Raw genomic sequence first — 20315 nt, forward strand, 5'->3', positions numbered from 1 at the left:
GTCCTGCGCGGCGGCCAGGTTGATGCCATACACGTCCGGATTCTCGGATATCGGGCCGGTGCGACCGGGGATGTCGAGTTCCTTGAGGATCAACGTCTGGTTGTCATCGGGTTGGTCATTGGCGGACATGGGGGGCGACTCCGGTCGAGAAGGGGACTGGAGAGATTGAACGCCGATTGCGGGAAGGACGCACCTGTCAGATCTGACAGGTGCGCAAGGTATTCCGACGAGTGGTCGTGGATGGCAATGTCAAAAAACACAAGTAAACGAAGAGGTGGCGGCTGTACGCGGGTGAGCAGACCAGGCTTAAGGATCCCAGCGCACCGAAGTGCCCCACGCAAAGCCGGCATAACGTAATGGCGCTGCTCGCGCGCCTTGAAAATCGCCGGGCGGCTAAACCCGTCCCAAGGCACACAGGCCGGCCGAGTCTGGTGTAGCTGTGGGCAATGACGCAAGAATGTGTAGCCTGATTACTAGTCTTGCCGTGTTATTTAAACGTTAGTTTTTAAAGAAAAAGGTCGCAACCCGGGGCAGCTCACCCGTTTATTAGGAGCTGCCGCAGGCTATGATCTTTAATCTAGTTGCTTGTTCAGTGGCGAATAAATGCCTCCTCTTTTTACATTTGCGTTATTCATTAATTGGAAAGGACAAGGTTGTCTATGAGTAGTTGATAAGATTCGAGGTCAAATCTCTTTATTTTTTTTCCGGCAGGTGCTGGATAGGTAAAAAATTTAGACGCGGGGTCAAAAGATACACTTTCGATGAAATCATTTTGCTCATCGTAAAACGAAATTAACCCTTTCAAGCCAAATTCGTTGGCTGGTGCGCAACCAAATTCTATTTTATTCCATGCACTGTTCAAATCAAATCTCGCACTTTTACCGCTGCTGCGTAAGTAGACATACCGCCCCGTAATATATGGCGGTTGTGGGTATGTACTATTGATATTTACCGTGCTGATCAGTACGGTTATTGATAAGTGCGGTAGAGTAAAAACATGCCCTTGCTCGTATCTACCGTCAGTGAGACTCTCAAAATCTTCAGTTACAGTTGACATCACTGTCAAGTTGCGCGCGTCATTGTCGTCGGCGCCTTCGACTTCAGGTCGGTCGAAGGTGGGCAGCGCTACGCCGACCTGCATCATGAACGGAAGCGATTCGCGCACGCTCAGCAATGTGGTTTCGCTGTTGGTGACGACGTAGTAGACCTTGACATTCAGGCCTTTGAAACGCTGGATTTCGGCGTTGCTCACACTGCGCCGGATCGGCGCATTCTCCGGTACGTTGCCCGTCAGTTGAGCATCTTCGTAATAAACGGTGCCTCCGCCCGGGACCGGTGCCTGCCAGATCAGGTTCACTAGGTCGCTGCTGTTGCGACCGGCGTACCACGGAATATTCACGGTCGCCCAGGTGGTGTCGGGCGGCAAGGTTCCGCCGGGGGCTTCGTCTACGGTAGGCGCACGCAACTGGCTGATCTCGCCCGTCACCTTGACGCTCGCGTTTAGCGACGGGCGGTCGGCGACTCCAGTGCGCCGACGCACGTAGCTCACCGAGGCATCGCTCATGGCGATGGCTCTGACTGATGCATTGGGAATACGGAAGTCGAGACTAAAGGACACGGTTTCGACGGGTAACTCAAGTGGCCCGACGATGATCTGCGGGCCTTGCGCCGTAGTGCCTACCCACGTCAGCACCACGGTGTCACCCACCTCAAAATCAGTCTTCGTGGCAATCACACGAGCCACCACATCGTCCTCCCCGAGTTGATCGAGATCGATATTGGTGGTGGGCCGGCCTTTCACCAACACCTGTGGCTCCTCCAACTGATTGCGACCCAGGTCAACCAACACATAACTCACCGCAGACCACGGCGCGCGCTTGTCCGGGTAATTGCCGCAACGATCGATGGGCTGATAAGCGATAGCCACGCGTGAGCCGTCCCCCGCCGCCTCGATCACGGCCCGGCTGAAGACTATCTTGATCGGGTTGCTGACCGGGTCTTGAGCCTGCTCCGGGCTGACGACATGAATGACCTGCTGGCTGCCCCAGCGGGCGAGGATGCGGTCGTATTTGGTCAGGTTGCGGTAGGGCACGATGCTCATCGTCACACCTTCAACCGGCAGGGTTTCGCCGACCTCGGAATAGTCGAGGGAAAACTTGAGGTCGGAGTGGCCGTCTTCGCCGGGAATGTCGTTGCACTCGCCGGGGCGTGTGAGCTTGACCAGGTAAGTCAACTGTGGCTTGGAATATTCCGGCGTCTGATTTTGTTTGCTGACCCGGTAGAACACCTTCGTGGCATCGCCCTCATGTACCTGGGTATTGGCAATGGTGAAAGATACATCTTGATTGAGTTCGTAGTCGTAGAGAATGTCCTTGCTCCAGATCGGGTTTTTATCGTCGCCCCAGTACACCTCGACGTTATCGCCGATGGCCATTTCGCCCCAGGCGCGAACGATACCTTGCAGGTCACCGTCCACGGCCCTGATGGGAATGCCGCCAGCGTAGTGCTCGGTAGGATTCAGTGTAACCACCGTCGGAAAGTACAACGATTTGAGGGCTTGCGGGGTCGGGGTTTGATCAGTCTTGGTAGACATAAGAGAAACTCCAGTCGATAGGTAGGGGCGACGGAGTGATTAAATATGGAGTTGTTGGAATGCACACCTGTCAGTTCTGACAGGTGCAGAGCAATATCCGATGAACGGTCGGCGATTGGGGGAAGTCATTAGCCCGCTATCAACGGATTTGCTTGCGAAAGGGCCGTTTCAGTCAATCACGAAGTTCACTGACCCAAGCCTCTCGCGAGCGAGCCACTCGCATAGGGATTTTGATGGTTGACGTGGGATCAGACGAACACGATCTCGTAGGGCAATCGCATCCGTTCCAGAATCACCGGTGGCAGCATTGGCGCTATGCCAATCGCCGGTTCGCCTTTGAGCTGGCTGGCGTAGGCGTGGGTGGCGTGGCTTTTGCGCGCCACGGTCCAGGTGTCGAGGCGCAGCTTGCGTGCGCGATCCCAAGGGATCCGCTTCTGATCACGCTCCGGCCAGTGCCACGCCCAGACCGGTACATCGTGGAAGCTCGCCCCGGCCAGTTCGGCGGCCGCTGCGGCGGCACGTCCGACTGCCTCATGATCGTCGTTGCCATCGCCGCGCCAGGTACTGAACACCACGTCGCCGGGGCGCAGGTAACGGCCGATGAACTCCGCCAATTGGCTGTGCTGATCGCTCAGTGCGTTGTCGGTGAAACCGCCGCGTACCCATTTCAGGCTGTGCATCGGTAAACCGAGGCGGCGCAATGCTTCAACGCTTTCCTGCGGGCGGAACACGCTCAGGCGTTTTTCCGACCATTGTCGTGAACCGGGATGGCTGGCGCTGCCGTCGGTGATCGAGAGCAGTTGCAGCGGATGACCGAGGCTTGAGAGTAATTGCAGCAGGCCACCGCACGTCACCACCTCATCGCCGGGATGCGGGGCGATCACCACGGCGCGGGCACCAGGTGGCACCAGGCTGCGGGTGTTGATGACGGGAACGTTGTGCAGTTGCGGGGCGCTGTTCCAGATTTGCGCCGACGGGCTGTTTTCGATGAGCGATAACGGTTTCATGGGTGCGACGTCCTTGTGTTGTTTCGCCCTCAATCGTGCCCACAGCCATAAACCTGTGACGCGGCCGACCCGTGAAGGCTGGTTGATTGCCATGCGACGCTCCGAACCCTGGATTGCCGCGCAGCAGAGTATTGCTCATGAAGTGACGTTCGTCGCGTCACAGATCAATCTGATACGGTTTTTTTTATTACATCTGTGCCAGGTTTCGCAAGTAGTCGCCAAATCCACCCCGGGCCCGGCTGTCGAAACGAGCGCTGGTGTGGACTTGCGGACGATGGCTCCAGGCGATGTTCGCACCGGCCAGTTCCAGATCCCGCACCAGGTGCACATCTTCGTCGCACGCCAGCGGTTTAAAGCCTCCGGCCCACCGATAGGCATCAGCGCTGACGCCCAGATTGGCGCCGTGAATATGCCGATGGCCCTCACTGGCCCGATAGTGGCGGTGATAGCGAATTTGCGCCGCCTCATCGAACGATTCATGCCAGTGCTCCACGGTGACTGTGCCGCACACCGCATCTGCGCCCAGCCCGATTTGCGCCACCAGCCAGTCATCGGCGACGCGGCTGTCGGCGTCCGAGCAGGAGATCCAGCGTGCCCCGCGCTCCAGCAGCACCTGAGCGCCGACGGCGCGGGCCCGACCGACATTGCGCGCCTCGATACTCAGGCTCAGCACCGGATAACCGCTGACAATCTGCGCCGAGCGGTCGGTGCAACTGTCGAGCACCACCAACACTTCGACCCGCTCACCGGCCAGCAAACCGTGCCGGCTGGCGCGCATGGCCGCGCTCAGGCATTCATCGAGCAGGTCTTCTTCGTTGTGCGCCGGGATCAAAATGCCAATCATCGCAAACCCTCCAGCGCCGCCACCGAGCGCGGTTCGCGGCTCCACACTTCAAGAATGAAATCAGCCTCCTGATGCAGCACCAAGCGCGGCCAATGCAATTGTTCGTGGATCAGGTCGTGAACCTGTCGGGCGTTCAGCGGGCAGCCCTCGATGGGCGGGCGCCAGTGACAAGCGAGGAGTTGGCCGTCGGCGGTCAGGGATTCACTGATCCGGCGAATCACTTCTGTCAGATCCTTGGCGTCGAGGTAGTAGCCGATTTCGCTAAATACAATCAGGTCGAATTTTTCCTGGGGCCAGTCACCGGGCAGACGGTTTTGACGCACTTGGGCGTGGTCAAAAAGGCTTAAACGGGTTCGTGCCAGTTTCACTGCCGCGCTGGCGGTGTCGCAACACAACAGTCGGTCACAGCGCGCCGCCAGTTCGGCGCTCAGTTCGCCATTGGCGCAGCCCGGTTCGAAGATCGCCCGATAGTGTGCACGAGGCAACGCGGCGAGGGTGATCGCCCGTTTGCGCTGTTCGTACCAGCGCTGACGAAATGCCCATGGGTCATCGTTGCCGGCGAACAGCCCTTCGAAATAGCGATCTTCGACGCTCATAGGAATACCACCTCGAAAGGTTGCAGTAAGCGGTCAAGCACATAGGGCGCCAGTACCGGCGCGAGCCCTGCCTCAGGGTCACCCTCCAACTGGCTGGCAAAGGCATGGACGGCGTGGCGTTTTCGAGCGATTTGAGCCGGTGAAAGGAGAATTTTGCGCGCCCGTTGCCAGGGCACCAGAGCGTCTTCAGGCGTTGCCCAGTGCCACGTCCATACGGGCAGTTCGTGGCACGTCGCGCCGACTCTGCGCGCCGCTTCAGCGCTGGCGCGGCCGACGGCTTCGTGGTCGCAATGACCGTCCTCGCTCCAAGTGGTGAAGAGCACATCGGTGGGATGTAGATGGCGTTCGATAAAGCCGCTCAGCTCGGATTCTCGCGCCGCCACCTGCGTGTCGCTGAAACCGCCGCGCAGCCATTTCAAACGATGCATCGGCAGGCCGAGGCGCCGCAGCGCTTCGGCGGACTCCTGTGGCCGGATCACACTCAGGCGCTCCACCGGCCAGCGCGTGGAGCCAGGGTGGCTGGCGCTGCCGTCGGTGACCGAGATCAGTTGTAACGAGCGGCCGGCAGCGGCGAGCACTTGCAGCAGGCCGCCGCAGCCCAGCACTTCATCGTCCGGGTGCGGCGCGACAATCACCGCGCGAGCACCCGGAGGCACCAGACTGAGGATGTTGATGCTTTCCATATCGGCCAGATGCTGTGAACTCTGCCATTGCTGCAACGACGTGCCTTGGCCGACGATGGGATTGGTTTTCATAGCGCCCATGCTCCGTCAGGTAGCGCGGCAACCATGTGGCCGAGGGCGGCGAGGTCCCGTTCGGCGTGGCTTTGGCGCAGGAACACCGGCAAGTCGGCGATCAGTCGGGCGAAGTGCCGATCCTTGCAATATGGCCCGGCCCCCAAGGCACGGCCGACTTCGCGAATCACCTGCTCGACCGACTGTTCAACCACGGCCCGGGCACGCCGGGCCAGCAGTTGGGTATCGGCTTGCGGATGCGCGTCGATGTGCAGGGCGCTGAAACGCAAGACATCGGCGGCTGCTTGCAAGGTGCTATCGACCGCGCCCAGGTGGGCAAGGGCATGCGGCTCCTGCCGTTGCGCACATGCCTGGCGCAGGCGTTCGGCAATCTGCCGCCCGGCGCCGTACCAGCAGGCAGCAATGCCGATCCCGCCTTGCCAGAAACCTAGCCGTTGCAGGTAATCGCCGGGATTGCCGATGGCTTGAGCTTCGGCGCCGTCGAACAGCACCTCGACACTGCCCGTGGCGCCCATGCCCACAGCCTGCCAACCTTGATCGGTGATGGTCACGCCGGGTTGATCGAGGGCCACGGCAACCAGTTGCTGCTGATCATCAGCGTCCCACGCGGTGAGCAGCGCATGGCTGAGTACCGCCGCGCCGGAACACCAGGCCTTGCGGCCGTTGAGCTCCACCATATGCCCGGCGGGTCGCACCTGCACCCGCGCTTGCGGCGGTTCTGCCGCCCACATGCCCCACGTGCTGCCGGGCGTTGGCGCGCCTCCCAGTTGCTCGATGATCGCTAACGCGTCGGTGTGGCCCTCGTAAAGTTTGCACAAACCCAGATCATGCCCACCAACATCGGCCAGACGCTGAAATCGCTCCAGCGTGCTGCCGCTGCCGGGTAACGGCAATCGGTCCAGCCCGGCCTCTACCATCGCCCGCAGGCACAGGCCGAGCGAGACAGTGTCTGCGTAGTCCGGCGGACGGCGAGCGAGATAGCGTTGCAAGTCCATGTCAGTCTTCTTCTTCGCGTTGCAATTCAAACAGCAGCAGTGAACGGCCAGTGACCGAGTATTCATGACCGAACTCGAAGCGTTCCTGGCCACGAATCGACGGTTGATTGGTATCGACCATGCACGTCCAGAAACTGCCCTCAGGAACCTCCGGCAAGGTGAAGTTGACGATGTCGTGGTGCGCGTTGACCACCAATAGCAGCGTCGCATCGGCACCTTTGCGACGGATGCCGGTTTCCTGTGCGCGGCCATCGAGCAGCATGCCCAGGCAGCGGTTGTGTGCGTCGTGCCAATGCTCGGTGGTCATCTCGGTGGCGTCCGGCGCGAGCCAGGTCACGTCTTTGACGCCGATGTCCTCGTTGTACTCGCCGACCAGAAAACGTCCACGGCGCAGGATCGGATACGCCAGACGCAGCTTGATCAGACGTTTGACGAATTTGAGCAGCGCTTGCCCGTCTTCGCTCAGGTCCCAGTTGACCCAGCCGATCTCGCTGTCCTGGCAATAGGCGTTGTTATTGCCGTCCTGGGTTCGGGCGAATTCGTCACCGGCAACGATCATCGGCGTGCCTTGGGCCAGCAGCAGTGTGGCGAAGAAGTTGCGCATCTGCCGGTGGCGCAGGGCGTTGATGTCAGGGTCGTCAGTCGGGCCTTCGACGCCGTGGTTCCACGACAGATTATTGTTGCTGCCGTCCTGATTATTCTCGTCGTTGGCTTCGTTGTGTTTGTCGTTGTACGACACCAGATCGTTGAGGGTGAAACCGTCGTGAGCGGTGATGAAGTTCACCGACGAATACGGCCGTCGTCCGCGCTGGTTGAACATCTCGCCCGAAGCGGTCATGCGGCTGGCGAAGTCGGCCACCTGGCCGTCGTCACCTTTCCAGAATGCACGCACGGTGTCGCGGAACTTGTCGTTCCACTCGACCCAGCCCGGCGGGAATTTGCCGACCTGATAGCCTCCGGGGCCACAATCCCAGGGCTCGGCGATCATTTTTACCTGACGCAGCACCGGGTCCTGGCGGCAGGCAACAAGGAAGCTGTGACGCTCGTCGAAACCGTCGTGATAGCGGCCGAGAATGGTCGCCAGATCGAAGCGGAAACCGTCGACATGCATTTCGCTGGCCCAGTAGCGCAGCGAGTCGGTGACCATTTGCAGCACGCACGGGTGGCTCAGATCCAGCGTGTTGCCGGTGCCGGAATCGTTGATGTAGAAGCGTTTGTCATCCGGCATCAAGCGGTAGTAGGAGGCGTTGTCGATGCCGCGCATCGACAGGGTCGGGCCTTGTTCGTTGCCCTCGGCGGTGTGGTTGTAGACCACGTCAAGGATCACTTCGAGATTGGCTTCGTGCAGGTGCGCGACCATCTCCTTGAATTCGGCGATCTTGCCGCTGGCCAGATAGCGCGGGTCGGGAGCGAAAAACGCGATGCTGTTGTAGCCCCAGTAATTGGTCATGCCCTTGTGCAGCAGGTGCTGGTCATTGACGAACGCGTGGATCGGCAAAAGCTCAACGGTCGAAACCCCGACACTGCGAATGTGCTTGAGCACATCGTCGTTCATCAGTCCGGCGAAAGTGCCGCGTACGATTTCCGGAACCGAGGGGTGCCGCATGCTGATGCCGCGCACGTGGGTCTCATAAATAATGGTCTTGTCCCACGGCACGCTGACGCGCTGGTCGTTGCCCCAGGTGTGCGCCGGGTCGATGACTTTGCACTTGGGCACGAAGGGGGCGCTGTCGCGTTCATCGAAGCTGAGGTCGGCGTCGGGGTGGCCGATGGTGTAGCCAAATAGCGCCTCCGACCACTTGAGTTCACCGACCAGCTGTTTGGCGTACGGGTCGATGAGCAACTTGTTGTGGTTGAAGCGGTGGCCGTTGGCCGGGTCATATGCGCCGTAGACACGGTAGCCGTAGATCAGTCCCGGATGTGCGTCGGGCAAGTAGCCGTGGTAGATCTCGTCGGTGTATTCCGGCAGTTCGATGCGTTCGAGCTCGACTTCACCGGCATCATCGAAAATGCACAGTTCAACTTTGGTGGCGTTGGCGGAGAACAGGGCAAAGTTCACCCCCAAACCATCCCAGGTCGCGCCGAGCGGGAAGGGCAGGCCTTCGCGGATTCTTGAGGGTTCGGCGTGCTGTGCGGGCTCGGCTTTCTTTGGATGGGTCATGATTGCTCCTGCAAAACGGATGAATTCTGGGCTGAAACAGGGGGGCTTGTTTCTTGAGGGCGAACGCCCCCTCGGTGGCGAGCAAGCCCGCCACACGTTCATTCAGTTCAATAATCGGGAGAGCGTCAGTTCGCCGGAGGCTTGCGCGGTGCGCGCGGCTTTTTCTCAGCGGTTTTTTCGCCCGGCGGGACGACTTTTGCGGCGCTCGATGGCTTGGCTTTGGCCGGCGCTTTGGGCTTGGCTGCCGGAGCTTTCACCTCAGCGGTCTTGGTAGCAGTCTTACTGCCGGCAGCTTTCGGCGATTTCTTCGGTGCCAGCGCTTCAGCCTCGGCCAATTTACGCGCCATCTCCCAGTGACGCGCTTCATGACCTTCGGGTTTACCTTCGGATTCCCAGATCTGATAGGCGAATTCGCGGATGCGTTTATCGTCGGTGCTCATCGTAATGCTCCTGAACTGAACTCGTGCTTACGTTAAGTGTTGGATAAAGAGATTCACCGGGACATCCCCCAGCGCGTCGCTGACATTCAGCTCCCTGTTTTTTGTGACTGCGCTGCTTGAAAAAAGTCCCTTCAGGTTTGCGTCAGAGGCGGCGAACGGTAAAACCACCCGAGTGTCGCCCCAGCGCAGCGCATCGACCTGAGGTACAGCACTGTTTTCCAGCAGTGTTGCGCAACGGATCGGCACGATCACGATGGCCTGCCTGTCCTCATGCTCGCGGGCAAACGCGAGTACGTTGTGCGCCTGGCTGCCCAGTACCTCAAGGGCCTGGTACGAGCCACGCCGAAACAGCTCAGCGTGTTCAGCGCGCAGGTTCAGCACTTGAGCGATCAAGGCTTGCTTGATGCGCCCGTCACGCCAGTTCGCTAGGCATTGCGATGTCGGCACTTGTGCCTGCAAGGCGTGCTCGCGAGCGGCGTAATCCACCGGCCGACGGTTATCCGGATCAACCAGGCTGAAGTCCCAGAACTCGTTGCCTTGATACAGATCCGGCACTCCCGGTACCGTCATGTGCAGCAAGGTTTGCGCCAAGCCGTTGAGCGCGCCGGCAGCAGCGATGCTGTTGACGGTCTTGCTCAGTGCAGCGCGCAGCCACTCACCTTCATCGCCGGTCAGCAGTTTTTCGGTGAACGCCTGCGTGGCGTTTTCATAGGCTTCGTTGGGCGCGCTCCAACTGCTTTGCAGCTTGGCCTCGCGCAGAGCTTTCTGTTGCCACTGCCAGATGCGTTTGGCGTAGTCGGCGAAACCGGCCTGATCGTCATCCTGTAAATCCAGCGGCCAACTACCGATCAGCGCCTGGTAGAGGATCAGTTCGTCGCCGGTCGACGGCATTTGATCATCAAGGCGCACCGGGCGGGCGAGGGCGCGCCACAACTCGATCTGTTCGGCGTACCAGTGGCTGCGCTCGCTCAGCACCGCGAGGCGTGCGCGGGTGTCTTCGCCGCGTTTGTGATCGTGGGTGGCGGTGGCCAGCAGGTTGTCGGGAAACTCGGTCAGGCGTTGCTGATTGATTGCATGGAAATCGCTGACTGGCGCGCTGAACTGTTCGGTGTTGTAGCCAACGTCATTGCGCGACAGCAGCACGGCGGAGCGGTACAGCGCAGTGTCTTCCACGGCTTTGGCCGCTGCCGGTGACGTCAGTTGTTGAAAGCGTACGCAGGCATGCTTGAGGATTTTGCGCGAGCGCCCGCGGGGTTTGCGTCGCCACGGCGTGCCACCGAGCCATGCCGCCACGCAGTCGAGCACCGGCCAGTCGCCTTCGCCCAGTGTCTGCCGGGCACCGTCCATGGCGTGCTGGAAAATTTCATCGTCTTGCGCCGAACGACCCATCGCGCTGATGTAGGTGCGATACACCGGGAAATGCACGATCAACGCCTGCAAGACCCGGCGGATTGCGCCGAGGGTCAAGTCGCGGGTCATCAGGTCATCACGGGCCACTTGCAGCAACGCCTGAGCGACGCTTTCGCAATCGCTGGCCAGCGAACCGTTGAGGATCTGCTGACGGGCCAGCTGCGCCTCTTCGATAAACGCAGCCGGGCGTTCGGTGCGCCGCTGCCACAGCTCACCGAGCACATGTTCGCCATCCGGATCGTGTTGCAGCAGGGACAACTGATTCATGAACTCATAACCGGTGGTGCCGTCCACTGCCCAGTCGCGGCGCAGGGTTTCGCCGGCGCCCAGGATCTTCTCGACGTAGATTGGCAAATGCCTTCCCGGCGCCAACCGATCCAGACGTCGGCGCAGCTTGCGGCAATAACCGCGTGGGTCGGCGAGGCCGTCGATGTGGTCGATGCGCAAGCCGTCGACCAACCCCTCGGCGACCAACTGGAAGATTTTGCCGTGGGTGGCCTCGAACACGGCCGGCCGTTCGACACGCAAACCACCGAGCTCGTTGATGTCGAAAAAACGCCGCCAGTTGATGTCATCCGCGGCGGTGCGCCAACTGGCCAGGCGATAACTCTGGCGTTCCAGCAACTCATGCAGCTTGTGAAAGCCTTCTTCGGTGGTGGAGTCGTAATGCGCCAGATGGCTGTGGATGGCTGCCAGTATCCGCGGGTCACTCGCTCGCTGTTGCAACTCTTCCTTGAGTGGAGCCGCCAGCGAATGGGCGTCGGTTTGATAGCTGAGGGCACTGAAACGATCCGCGAGGGTTTTCAGTGTTTCATCAGACTTGAGCAACTCGCCGTAATCATTCGGGCAGATCGGGAAGTGATGGTCGTAATGCTCAACGTGGAAGCTGCCGGTTTGTGCGTTGAAATGCAGCTTCAGGGTGCCTTCCTGCAACGCGACGCCGTAATCGCTGCCCAGAAACGGCAGCAGCAACTGGCCTTCCATCAACGGGTCAGGCGAGTGCCATTGAATGTCGAAAAATTCTCCATAGGGACTCAACCGTCCCCATTCCAGCAGGTCCAGCCACCACGGGTTGTCGCTGCCACCGACGGCCATGTGATTGGACACGATGTCGAGGATCAACCCCATATTGTGTTCACGCAAGGTGCTGACCAAGTGCCGCAGGGCCGGTTCGCCGCCCAGTTCCGGGTTCACTTGCGTCGGGTCGACCACGTCGTAACCGTGCATGGAGCCTGCCCGCGCGGCGAGCAGCGGCGAAGCGTAAATATGGCTGATGCCGAGCCGGGCGAAATACGGCACCAGGGGCACCGCGTGTTCAAGGGTAAAACCTTTGTGAAATTGCAGTCGCAGGGTGGCGCGTAGCGGTTGGATGAGCGTTTGATTCATTGGTCACGCTCGGCAGCCTGAAGGCGCGCGCACGCTAGGAGTTCCAACCGTCGCGCGGCGTCAGCGCCATCGAGCAACGTTTCGCTGTTGCCGGGCAAGCGCCGCGACCAGTTCGGGTGGGTATCGATTGTGCCGGGCAAGTTCGCCTGCTCATTGATGCCCAGCGCATCTTCCAGAGGCAGCAACACCAGCGGTGCGCGGGTATGGCCGAGGAAACGCACACTGGCATCGATCACTTGGTCGGCCTCGTGGGATTCCTCTCGAAAATTCTGCGGGTCTTGGCTCAACGCGCTGCGCAGGCCTTCGCGCTCACGTTGACGGTGATGACGCCATTCGATTTCGCCATTGGCATCGACAAAGCCCAATCGCGCATTCCAGTCGATATCGCGGCCATGCCACCAGCCGTTGAGTGTCGGCAGGTCATGGGTGCTGGTAGTGGCCAGCGCATTGTCCGGCCAGTCGAGGATCGGTTTGAAACGCGTGTTGTCCTGTTCGAACAGCAGCACGCGCATGCCCAGTATCGAGCGGGCGATGAGTTTTTCCTGGAGCCCCTCCGGCACGGTGCCGAGGTCTTCGCCGAGGACGATCGCTTGATGGCGATGGGATTCGAGGGTCAGCAAGCGCAGCAGATCGTCGACCGGGTAATACAGGTACGCGCCGTCGGCCGGCGCCGCACCGTTGGGGATCACCCACAGACGTTGCAGGCCCATCACATGATCAATGCGCAGGCCGCCAGCATGGGCGAAATTGGCGCGCAGCATCTCGATGAATGCACGAAAGCCATTGCGGATCAGGCCTTCGGGGGAAAACGCTGAAATCCCCCAGCCTTGTCCGGCGCGATTGAGGATATCGGGCGGCGCACCCACGGTCAGTGAAGCGAGCAGTTCATCCTGAAAACTCCAGGCTTGGCTGCCGGCGCCATCGGCACCCACCGCAAGGTCAGCGATCAGGCCGATGCCCATGCCGGCGCTGCGGGCGGCGGTTTGCGCACGCTGCAGGCAGCGATGAATCAGCCATTGGCAGAACGCGAAGTAAGCGATGCGTTCGGCGTATTCCTCGGCAAAGGCTTCCAGGGCAGCGCCGCGCGGGTCGTGCCAATGCTCGGGCCATTCGCGCCAGTCGAGGCTTTCGCCACGGGCGGCGCGCATTTCCTGGATCGCTTCAAAGCGGCAGTGGTTTTCCAGCGCTTCGCCACCGGCATGACGGAAACTGGTGAAGTCCGGATGCAGCGGGTGATCACCGGCAACGAAGCCTTCGTACAGCGCTTGCAGCAATTGCAGTTTGGCGTCGGCGGCGGTTGGCCAGTCGATCAGTTTCAGGTCTTGCAGTTGCGTAAATTGCTCTGCCAGGCCCGCGGCGTCGATGGCATCACGCAAGGCGCGTTCGCCGAGAATCGCTCCCGGCGCGGCGTATAGGGCGTTGAGGAACAGACGACTGGACGGCGAGTAAGGACTGTAACGGCCGGTGTCGGCGCTGAACATCGCGTGCAGCGGGCTGATCGCCAAGGCCTCGGCACCGCGTTCGCCTGCCACTCGAGCGAGGTCTTCCAAGGCTTGAGTGTCGCCGAAGCCGCCGTCACCGGGGCGGCGCAACGAATACAGCTGCACGCTCAGGCCCCACACACGCGGGATCGGGTTGTCCACCGCATCGCCGACGCTGAAGCAGCGTTCAGGCGCCACGGCCAGCGTGAAGTATTGATCGCCGATGTGCACTTGCTGATAACCAACCGGAATCAGCCCGGGCAGTATCGCTTGCGCATCCAGTTTCAGGTTCAGTCGCGAACCGTCTTCGAGGTGAATCTCACAAGGGGTTTGAGGTGCAAAATAGCGCGCCAGATCAACGCCAGCGCCGACATCGGCGGTCAGCAGCGGTGGCAGGTGGCGGTCTTGCTGGACTTGTTGCAGTTCAAGCAGGCTGGCGTCGATTTCCTGCGTCGTACTGGCTGGGTGGCCGAGCCCGATCAGGACATTGCGCAACACCGCCGGAGCGACTTTTTGCGGGCGGCCGTTGGCGTCGATCCAGTCGACGGCAAGGCCGGCGCGGCTTGCAAGAATTTCCAGTTGCGCATCGCTCATAGGCGCTCTCCATCCAGAGGTTGCAAAGGGGTTGCGGCCGTGAGGCTGACGAGCGCGCAATACGGGGGCAGCAGGCCCTCATCCGATAACCCGACGGCACTTGGCTGTTGAAACAGCCACACCGCGTCGGTTCGTGGAGGGTTGACCACCGCCGTATTGCTGAGGTTCAGGTCAATTCGCAGTTCGCTGCCATTGCCCAAGCGCCAGCGTGCGCTGACGGCGCCGTGGCCGAGCATGTGCGCGCCCAGCGCTTGCGTGCCGGGAAGGTTGGGAATGATGGACTGATGGCGCAATTGCAGGAGTTGCCGATACAGCGCGAGGGTTTCCTGCTGTTTGGCGGTGCCGTTGCCTGTCAAGCGTGGCTGTGAAGCGTGGAAGGTTTGCAAGGCGTTGGGATCGGGGATTTGCTCGCGCTTGTGTGGGTCGGTGAAGGCGCTGAACGCGGCAAACTCGTTGCGTCGCCCTTCGCGCACCAACTGCGCGAGTTCGTCGTGATGGCTGGTAAAGAACAGGAACGGCTGCTCAGCGGCAAACTCGTCGCCCATGAACATCAGTGGAATCATCGGTGACATCAGCAGCAACACCGTTGCCGCTTGCAGCGCGCGCGGATCAGCAAGCTGATGCAGACGTTCGCCGAAGGCGCGGTTGCCGATCTGGTCGTGGTTCTGCAAAAACAACACGAACGCGGTGGAGGGCAAATGCTCGCTCGGCTCACCCCGGGGTTCGCCGTGGCGAGTGATATGCCCCTGGAACACGAAACCCTGGCTTAGACAGCGCACCAGTTGCTCGGTGGGTTGCTGGGCATAGTCGGCGTAATAGGCGTCGGTTTCGCCGGTCAGCAGCACATGCAAGGCGTTATGGCCGTCGTCATTCCACTGCGCGTCGTAATTTTCTTCCAGCAGACTCGACTGGTTCAGCTCGTTTTCGACGGTCAGCCAGACATGGCGAGTCGGGTCGATTTGCTGGCGTACCCGTTGGGCCAGTTCGGGGAGGAAATCCGGACTGTCTATGGCGTGCACCGCGTCCAGGCGCAAGCCGTCGAAACGGTACTCGAGCAGCCACATCAACGCATTTTCGATGAAGAAATCACGTACCTCGGTACGGCGGAAGTCGATCGCTGCGCCCCACGGCGTGTGTTTGTCTTCGCGAAAGAATCCTTTGGCGTAGCGGTGCAGGTAATTGCCGTCAGGGCCGAAGTGGTTGTAGACCACATCCAGAATCACTGCCAAGCCATGGCCGTGGGCGCTGTCGATCAAATGTTTGAGTTGTTCCGGGGTGCCGTAGGAGGCTTGCGGCGCGTAGGGCAGGACACCGTCATACCCCCAGTTTCGCGCACCCGGAAATTGCGCCAGCGGCATCAGCTCAATGGCCGTGATGCCCAGTGCGGCGAGCCGTTCCAGATGTTGCTCGACTTCAGCGAAACCGCCGAGCGCACCAACGTGCAACTCGTAGATCACCGCCTCGCTCCAGGGCCGGCCGTGCCAGGTACTGTGCTGCCATGGGTAGGCGAGGGGGTCGACAACCACGCTTTGGCGGTCGAGGTCGCCATCCTGCGCTCTGGAGGCCGGGTCCGGCACCTCCAGTTCGCCATCGATGTTGTAGCGGTAACGGCTGCCTGCCGGGCAGCGTGTCTGGATCACAAACCAGCCATCAGCCTGAGGCAGCATCGGCACAGAACGTCCGTCTTCGAGTTCGACACTGACGTAAAACGCATCCGGCGCCCATAGCGCGAACTGCGTGTGTTCGGCATCCAGCATGATTGCGCCGTGGGGCCAGGTCTCTTGGGTCCGTAACGGCATCGTTGAAACTCCCTGATTATTTGTGGACGGCTTTACCCAGCGCCTTGGCGACCAGTTGTTCATACAGTTCAGCGTAGGGTTCAACCGCTTTGCACCAGTTGAAAGGCGCGGCCATGGCTCGGCAACGCATGGCGTTGAGCAGTTCCGGAAAGGCGAACACCTTGAATGCGCGGCTCAGGGCCTCGCGATAGCTGTCTGCCGTGGATTCGTCGAAGAGGAAACCGGTGACGCCGTTCTCAATGGTGTCGGCCAGACCGCCAGTGTTGCGCGCCACCGGCAGCGAGCCGAAGCGCTGGGCGTACATCTGGCTCAGGCCGCACGGCTCGTAACGCGATGGCATTAGCAGGAAATCACTGCCGGCAAACATCCGGCGGGCGTCGGTTTCGTTGAAGCCGATACGCACGCCGATCTGGCCGGGAAAGCGCAGCGCCAGTTCGCGCATGGCTTGTTCTTCCTCCGGCTCGCCACGACCGATGATTGCGATCTGGCCGCCGTTCTGCACGATGAACTCCGAGACGGCTTCGGTCAGATCCAGACCTTTCTGGTAAACCAGGCGCGATACAACTGCGAACAGCGGCCCTTCGCAGTCATCCAGACCAAACAGCTCGCGAACATGCGCGGCATTGACCGCTTTGCCTTCCCAATCGCCAATGGCGAAAGGTGCGAACAGGTGCGGATCGGTGGCCGCATCCCAGCTTTCATCGATACCGTTGGGGATGCCGCTGAGCAAACCTTGTTGGGTCTTGGCGGCAAGAAAACCGTCGAGGCCGCAACCGAAGTCCGGGGTGGTGATTTCCTGCGCGTAAGTGGCGCTGACCGTGGTGATGTGGCTCGAATACGCCATACCGGCCTTGAGGAACGACATCTTGCCGTAGAACTCCATGCCTTCCTGTTGCAGGGCATGGTTGGGAATGCCCAGTTCCGGGCAGGAACCCAGACTGGTTACGCCTTGGTAGGCAAGGTTGTGAATGGTGAAAAGGGTCGGCGTGCGTTGCCCGCGCCAATGCATATAAGCGGGCGCCAGGCCGGCCGGCCAGTCATGGGCATGCACCAGATCCGGGCGCCAGTGGATCTGCGCAAGGTTGGCGGCGATATCCGCAGCGGCCAGACCTAAGCGGGCGAAGCGAATGTGGTTGTCCGGCCAGTCGCGACCATTGTTGGCGCCGTAAGGCGAACCTTCGCGCTCGTAAAGTTCGGGGCAGATCAACACGTAGATCACTAGCCCGTCGGGCATGTCCATGCGACCGATCTTGCACGGTGGCAGCGCGGCATGGCCGCCGAGTTCACCGATGATGTGAATCGGGTTCTCGCTGTGCATCACTTGCGGGTAGCCGGGGATCAGCACGCGCACATCGTGCAGATGTGCCATGGCACGGGGCAGGGCGGCGGAAACGTCACCCAGGCCGCCGGTCTTCACCAGGTCGGCGATTTCCGAGGTCACGAACAACACTTTTTTCTTGTTGGGATTCTGACTCGCTACCGGAGCCAGCGTCTTGGTGCCGGGGGCGTTGATCGATCGGCTGCCGGGAACGCTGACGGTGCTCGATTCACCTACCGATTGCTGAGCACGTTCTCCCTGAATATCCAATGCCGCACTGATCATATGAATCTCCCGTTTTGTTGATCTGATTCTTGTCTTTAGCAAGCGATGTCCATGGCCAAAGTCCTGTGGCCGGGCGCAAACACGCCACGCATCGCTGAGCAAACGCTACCCGACACGCGCAAGCAGAATGGGTGAAGAGGCCACTGCAAGGAATGAACCAGCCGCGTTCCCCCGCCTTTCAGATGACCCACCGCCAACAGCAAAAGTTTCGATTATTTTGCGGGTTTGTGACCGGCAGGTTTTGCCCCGCGAAAACCAGTCTAGGCCAGATCCTAGAGCGGGCCAGAGCAAATGGGTAAATTGTTCGACAATCGGTTTCCTTTGATGAAAACCGTGATCAAGCAGGGCAAACGCACCGACGAAGTGCAGGTTTTTTTGCGAGGAAGGGCTAAAACAGTGACTGATCGGTCACGAATGTGTGCTAGCGGAAAGGAAAGGTGCACTGTTGTGGTGCGGGCAATTTGTCGCAGGGAGCTTTCAGGACTCCTTGGCGAGCATCCGCGCTCCACAGGTGATCAGTCGGACACCCATCATTGTGCGCGCAGGCTTGCTCGCGAAGAGGCAGGCAGGAGCACCGCCACCCTCGGACTCAATTCAGCAATCGAACCGGTACTCCCGCCGACCAGCCCTGAATATCCTCGATCATTTGCGAAAAGAACCGCTCATAGTTCTGCCGACTGACATACCCCACATGGGGTGTGGCGAGCACATTGTCCAGCGTGCGAAACGGGTGCAGCGCCGGTAACGGCTCCTGCTCGAACACATCAAGCGCGGCCCCTGCGATCTGTCGCTTGTGCAAGGCTTTGATCAACGCTGATTCGTCAACGATCGGCCCGCGTGCGGTGTTCACCAGCAGTGCCGTCGCTTTCATCCAGGCTAACGCTTGCGCATCGACCAGCCCGCGACTGCGGTCGCTGAGCACCAGGTGCACCGACAGCACATCGGCCTGTTCGAACAGTTGCTGCTTGCTGACATACGTCACGCCAGCCTGTTCGGCGCGCTCAGCGGTGAGGTTTTCGCTCCAGGCAATTACCCGCATGCCAAACACCTGGCCGAACTGCGCCACACGCAAGCCGATGCTGCCCAGGCCGAGAATGCCCAGGGTCTTGCCGTGCAGATCGCCACCCAGCCCTTTTTGCCAGGTGCCGGCGCGCAACGAGTTCGCCTCGTTCAGCAGGTTACGGGTCGCCGCCATGATCAGCGCCCAGGTCAGTTCCGGTGCCGCGTGTTTATAGCTGTCGGTGCCACAAACCTTGATGCCCAGTTTTGCCGCCGCCTGCATGTCCAGCGCCGCGTTGCGCATGCCGCCGGTGACCAGCAACTTGAGATTGGGCAATCGCTTGAGCAAGTCTTCGTCGAACCGGGTGCGTTCGCGCATCACGCAAATCACCTGGTACTTGCCCAGACGCTCGGCCAGCGTGGCGTTGTCCGCCGGATACTCATGCTCGAACGTCACCTCGCCGACGCTATCGAGGGCGGACCAGTCAACCACGTCATGGGCCACGTCCTGCCAGTCATCGATCACTGCAATCTGCACCGCCATCAGCCTTACCTCTTCAAAGAACGGGATTGGTTTTGCTCAGCCAGCTCAACAGTGCCTTGTGAAACTGCTCGGGTTCTTCCATTTGCGGCGCGTGGCCCATGCCGGGAAATTCCACCAGTTTCGACTGCGGGATCAGCTTGGCCACCTGTTTGCCGAGCACCTCGTAGTGGCCGATTTTCGCTTTTACTTCTGGCGGCGCGATGTCCTTGCCGATGGCGGTGGTGTCGCTGGTACCGATCAGCAACAGGGTCGGCATCTTGAGGTTTTTGAATTCGTAGTACACCGGCTGGGTGAAAATCATGTCGTAGATCAGCGCCGAGTTCCACGCCACTTGGGTTTTGCCCGGGCCTTTGTTCAGGCCGGCGAGCATGTCGACCCAACGGTCGAATTCGGGTTTCCAGCGACCATCGTAATAGGTCTTGCGTTCGTACTCGCGGATGCCTTGGGCACTGACGTTCAGTTCGCGCTGGTACCACTGATCTACAGTGCGATAGGGCACGCCGAGGGCTTTCCAGTCTTCCAGGCCAATCGGGTTGACCAGTGCCAGTTGATCGACTTGTTCCGGGAATTGCAGCGCATAACGGGTGGCGAGCATGCCGCCGGTGGAATGGCCAAGCAGGGTGGCATTCTGGATGCCCAGCGCTTTGAGCAATTGGTGAGTGTTGGTCGCCAGTTGCTGGAAACTGTACTGATAGTTGTCGGGTTTGCTGGACGTGCAGAAACCGATCTGATCCGGCGCGACCACCCGATAACCCGCCTCGCTCAAAGCCTTGATCGAGCTATCCCAGGTGGCGCCGCAAAAATTCTTGCCGTGCATCAACACCACAGTGCGACCGTTGGCTTTGCCGTGGGCGGCGACGTCCATGTATCCCATCTGCAGGGATTTACCTTGGGACTGGAAGGCAAAGTGTTTAAGCGTGTAAGGGTATTCGAAGCCTTCCAGTTGCGAGCCGTATTCGGGGCCTTCGGGCGCAGGTGCTGTTTCTGCCTGGGCGAGCAGTGGCAGCGCAGCGCTCAAAAGCAGGCTGGGCAGCCAGCGGGAAAACGTAACGGGCATGGGTGCAAACTCCAGTGAAAATCGGCTGATGCTGGAACGACCGGATTAGGG

Annotated in this window: 14 protein-coding genes; all 14 read right to left on the reverse strand. The window is 60.3% G+C overall.

Annotated elements, in window-relative coordinates; genetic code table 11:
• Positions 1-634: 634 nt before the first annotated feature.
• Positions 635-2593 carry a hypothetical protein gene (locus K5E40_RS15785; protein ID WP_221731607.1) on the reverse strand — a complete coding sequence of 653 codons (1959 nt, stop codon included), beginning with the start codon at positions 2591-2593 and terminating at the stop codon, positions 635-637.
• A gap of 248 nt (positions 2594-2841) precedes the next feature.
• Positions 2842-3600, reverse strand: coding sequence for a PIG-L deacetylase family protein (locus K5E40_RS15790; RefSeq protein ID WP_221731608.1), 759 nt, complete (start codon positions 3598-3600; stop codon positions 2842-2844).
• A 187-nt stretch (positions 3601-3787) separates the two neighbouring features.
• Positions 3788-4444, reverse strand: coding sequence for a glycosyltransferase family 2 protein (locus K5E40_RS15795; RefSeq protein ID WP_221731609.1), 657 nt, complete (start codon positions 4442-4444; stop codon positions 3788-3790).
• Positions 4441-5040 carry an SAM-dependent methyltransferase gene (locus K5E40_RS15800; RefSeq protein ID WP_221731610.1) on the reverse strand — a complete coding sequence of 200 codons (600 nt, stop codon included), beginning with the start codon at positions 5038-5040 and terminating at the stop codon, positions 4441-4443. The genes K5E40_RS15795 and K5E40_RS15800 overlap by 4 nt, the downstream gene beginning before the upstream one ends.
• Positions 5037-5795, reverse strand: coding sequence for a PIG-L deacetylase family protein (locus K5E40_RS15805; protein ID WP_221731611.1), 759 nt, complete (start codon positions 5793-5795; stop codon positions 5037-5039). Before K5E40_RS15805 ends, K5E40_RS15800 begins: the two co-directional genes overlap by 4 nt.
• A complete protein-coding gene (locus tag K5E40_RS15810; RefSeq protein ID WP_221731612.1) occupies positions 5792-6790 on the reverse strand; it encodes an acyl-CoA dehydrogenase in 999 nt (332 codons plus the stop codon). Before K5E40_RS15810 ends, K5E40_RS15805 begins: the two co-directional genes overlap by 4 nt.
• A gap of 1 nt (position 6791) precedes the next feature.
• Complete coding sequence (gene glgX, locus K5E40_RS15815; RefSeq protein ID WP_221731613.1) at positions 6792-8951, reverse strand: glycogen debranching protein GlgX; 2160 nt, start codon at positions 8949-8951, stop codon at positions 6792-6794.
• Between the two features lie 125 nt (positions 8952-9076).
• A complete protein-coding gene (locus tag K5E40_RS15820; RefSeq protein WP_221731614.1) occupies positions 9077-9391 on the reverse strand; it encodes a DUF2934 domain-containing protein in 315 nt (104 codons plus the stop codon).
• A 27-nt stretch (positions 9392-9418) separates the two neighbouring features.
• Positions 9419-12187: a malto-oligosyltrehalose synthase gene (locus K5E40_RS15825; RefSeq protein WP_221731615.1), complete on the reverse strand. Its 2769-nt coding sequence runs from the start codon at positions 12185-12187 to the stop codon at positions 9419-9421.
• The gene (gene malQ, locus K5E40_RS15830) at positions 12184-14262 is read right to left on the reverse strand and encodes a 4-alpha-glucanotransferase (RefSeq protein ID WP_221731616.1); all 2079 of its coding nucleotides are present in this window, start codon (positions 14260-14262) and stop codon (positions 12184-12186) included. Before malQ ends, K5E40_RS15825 begins: the two co-directional genes overlap by 4 nt.
• A complete protein-coding gene (gene treZ / locus K5E40_RS15835) occupies positions 14259-16061 on the reverse strand; it encodes a malto-oligosyltrehalose trehalohydrolase (RefSeq protein ID WP_221731617.1) in 1803 nt (600 codons plus the stop codon). Before treZ ends, malQ begins: the two co-directional genes overlap by 4 nt.
• Before the next feature lie 16 nt (positions 16062-16077).
• Positions 16078-17664, reverse strand: a complete 1587-nt coding sequence (glgA, locus tag K5E40_RS15840) for a glycogen synthase GlgA (protein ID WP_221731618.1) — start codon at positions 17662-17664, stop codon at positions 16078-16080.
• A gap of 589 nt (positions 17665-18253) precedes the next feature.
• Positions 18254-19207: a D-2-hydroxyacid dehydrogenase family protein gene (locus K5E40_RS15845; protein ID WP_221731619.1), complete on the reverse strand. Its 954-nt coding sequence runs from the start codon at positions 19205-19207 to the stop codon at positions 18254-18256.
• A 13-nt stretch (positions 19208-19220) separates the two neighbouring features.
• On the reverse strand, positions 19221-20264 hold the full coding sequence (locus K5E40_RS15850) for an alpha/beta fold hydrolase (RefSeq protein ID WP_221731620.1): 1044 nt from the start codon (positions 20262-20264) through the stop codon (positions 19221-19223).
• Positions 20265-20315 lie beyond the last annotated feature (51 nt).

The organism is Pseudomonas baetica, assembly GCF_019733355.1.
Taxonomy (GTDB): domain Bacteria; phylum Pseudomonadota; class Gammaproteobacteria; order Pseudomonadales; family Pseudomonadaceae; genus Aquipseudomonas; species Aquipseudomonas baetica_A.

Bases quoted from the DNA above. Each gene is read 5' to 3' on its own strand.
- malQ (WP_221731616.1), bottom strand. From the start codon at position 14,262: ATGAGCGATGCGCAACTGGAAATTCTTGCAAGCCGCGCCGGCCTTGCC.
- K5E40_RS15785 (WP_221731607.1), bottom strand. From the start codon at position 2,593: ATGTCTACCAAGACTGATCAAACCCCGACCCCGCAAGCCCTCAAATCG.
- K5E40_RS15825 (WP_221731615.1), bottom strand. From the start codon at position 12,187: ATGAATCAAACGCTCATCCAACCGCTACGCGCCACCCTGCGACTGCAA.
- K5E40_RS15850 (WP_221731620.1), bottom strand. From the start codon at position 20,264: ATGCCCGTTACGTTTTCCCGCTGGCTGCCCAGCCTGCTTTTGAGCGCT.
- K5E40_RS15795 (WP_221731609.1), bottom strand. From the start codon at position 4,444: ATGATTGGCATTTTGATCCCGGCGCACAACGAAGAAGACCTGCTCGAT.
- K5E40_RS15845 (WP_221731619.1), bottom strand. From the start codon at position 19,207: ATGGCGGTGCAGATTGCAGTGATCGATGACTGGCAGGACGTGGCCCAT.
- K5E40_RS15820 (WP_221731614.1), bottom strand. From the start codon at position 9,391: ATGAGCACCGACGATAAACGCATCCGCGAATTCGCCTATCAGATCTGG.
- glgX (WP_221731613.1), bottom strand. From the start codon at position 8,951: ATGACCCATCCAAAGAAAGCCGAGCCCGCACAGCACGCCGAACCCTCA.
- glgA (WP_221731618.1), bottom strand. From the start codon at position 17,664: ATGATCAGTGCGGCATTGGATATTCAGGGAGAACGTGCTCAGCAATCG.
- K5E40_RS15810 (WP_221731612.1), bottom strand. From the start codon at position 6,790: ATGGACTTGCAACGCTATCTCGCTCGCCGTCCGCCGGACTACGCAGAC.
- K5E40_RS15805 (WP_221731611.1), bottom strand. From the start codon at position 5,795: ATGAAAACCAATCCCATCGTCGGCCAAGGCACGTCGTTGCAGCAATGG.
- K5E40_RS15800 (WP_221731610.1), bottom strand. From the start codon at position 5,040: ATGAGCGTCGAAGATCGCTATTTCGAAGGGCTGTTCGCCGGCAACGAT.
- K5E40_RS15790 (WP_221731608.1), bottom strand. From the start codon at position 3,600: ATGAAACCGTTATCGCTCATCGAAAACAGCCCGTCGGCGCAAATCTGG.
- treZ (WP_221731617.1), bottom strand. From the start codon at position 16,061: ATGCCGTTACGGACCCAAGAGACCTGGCCCCACGGCGCAATCATGCTG.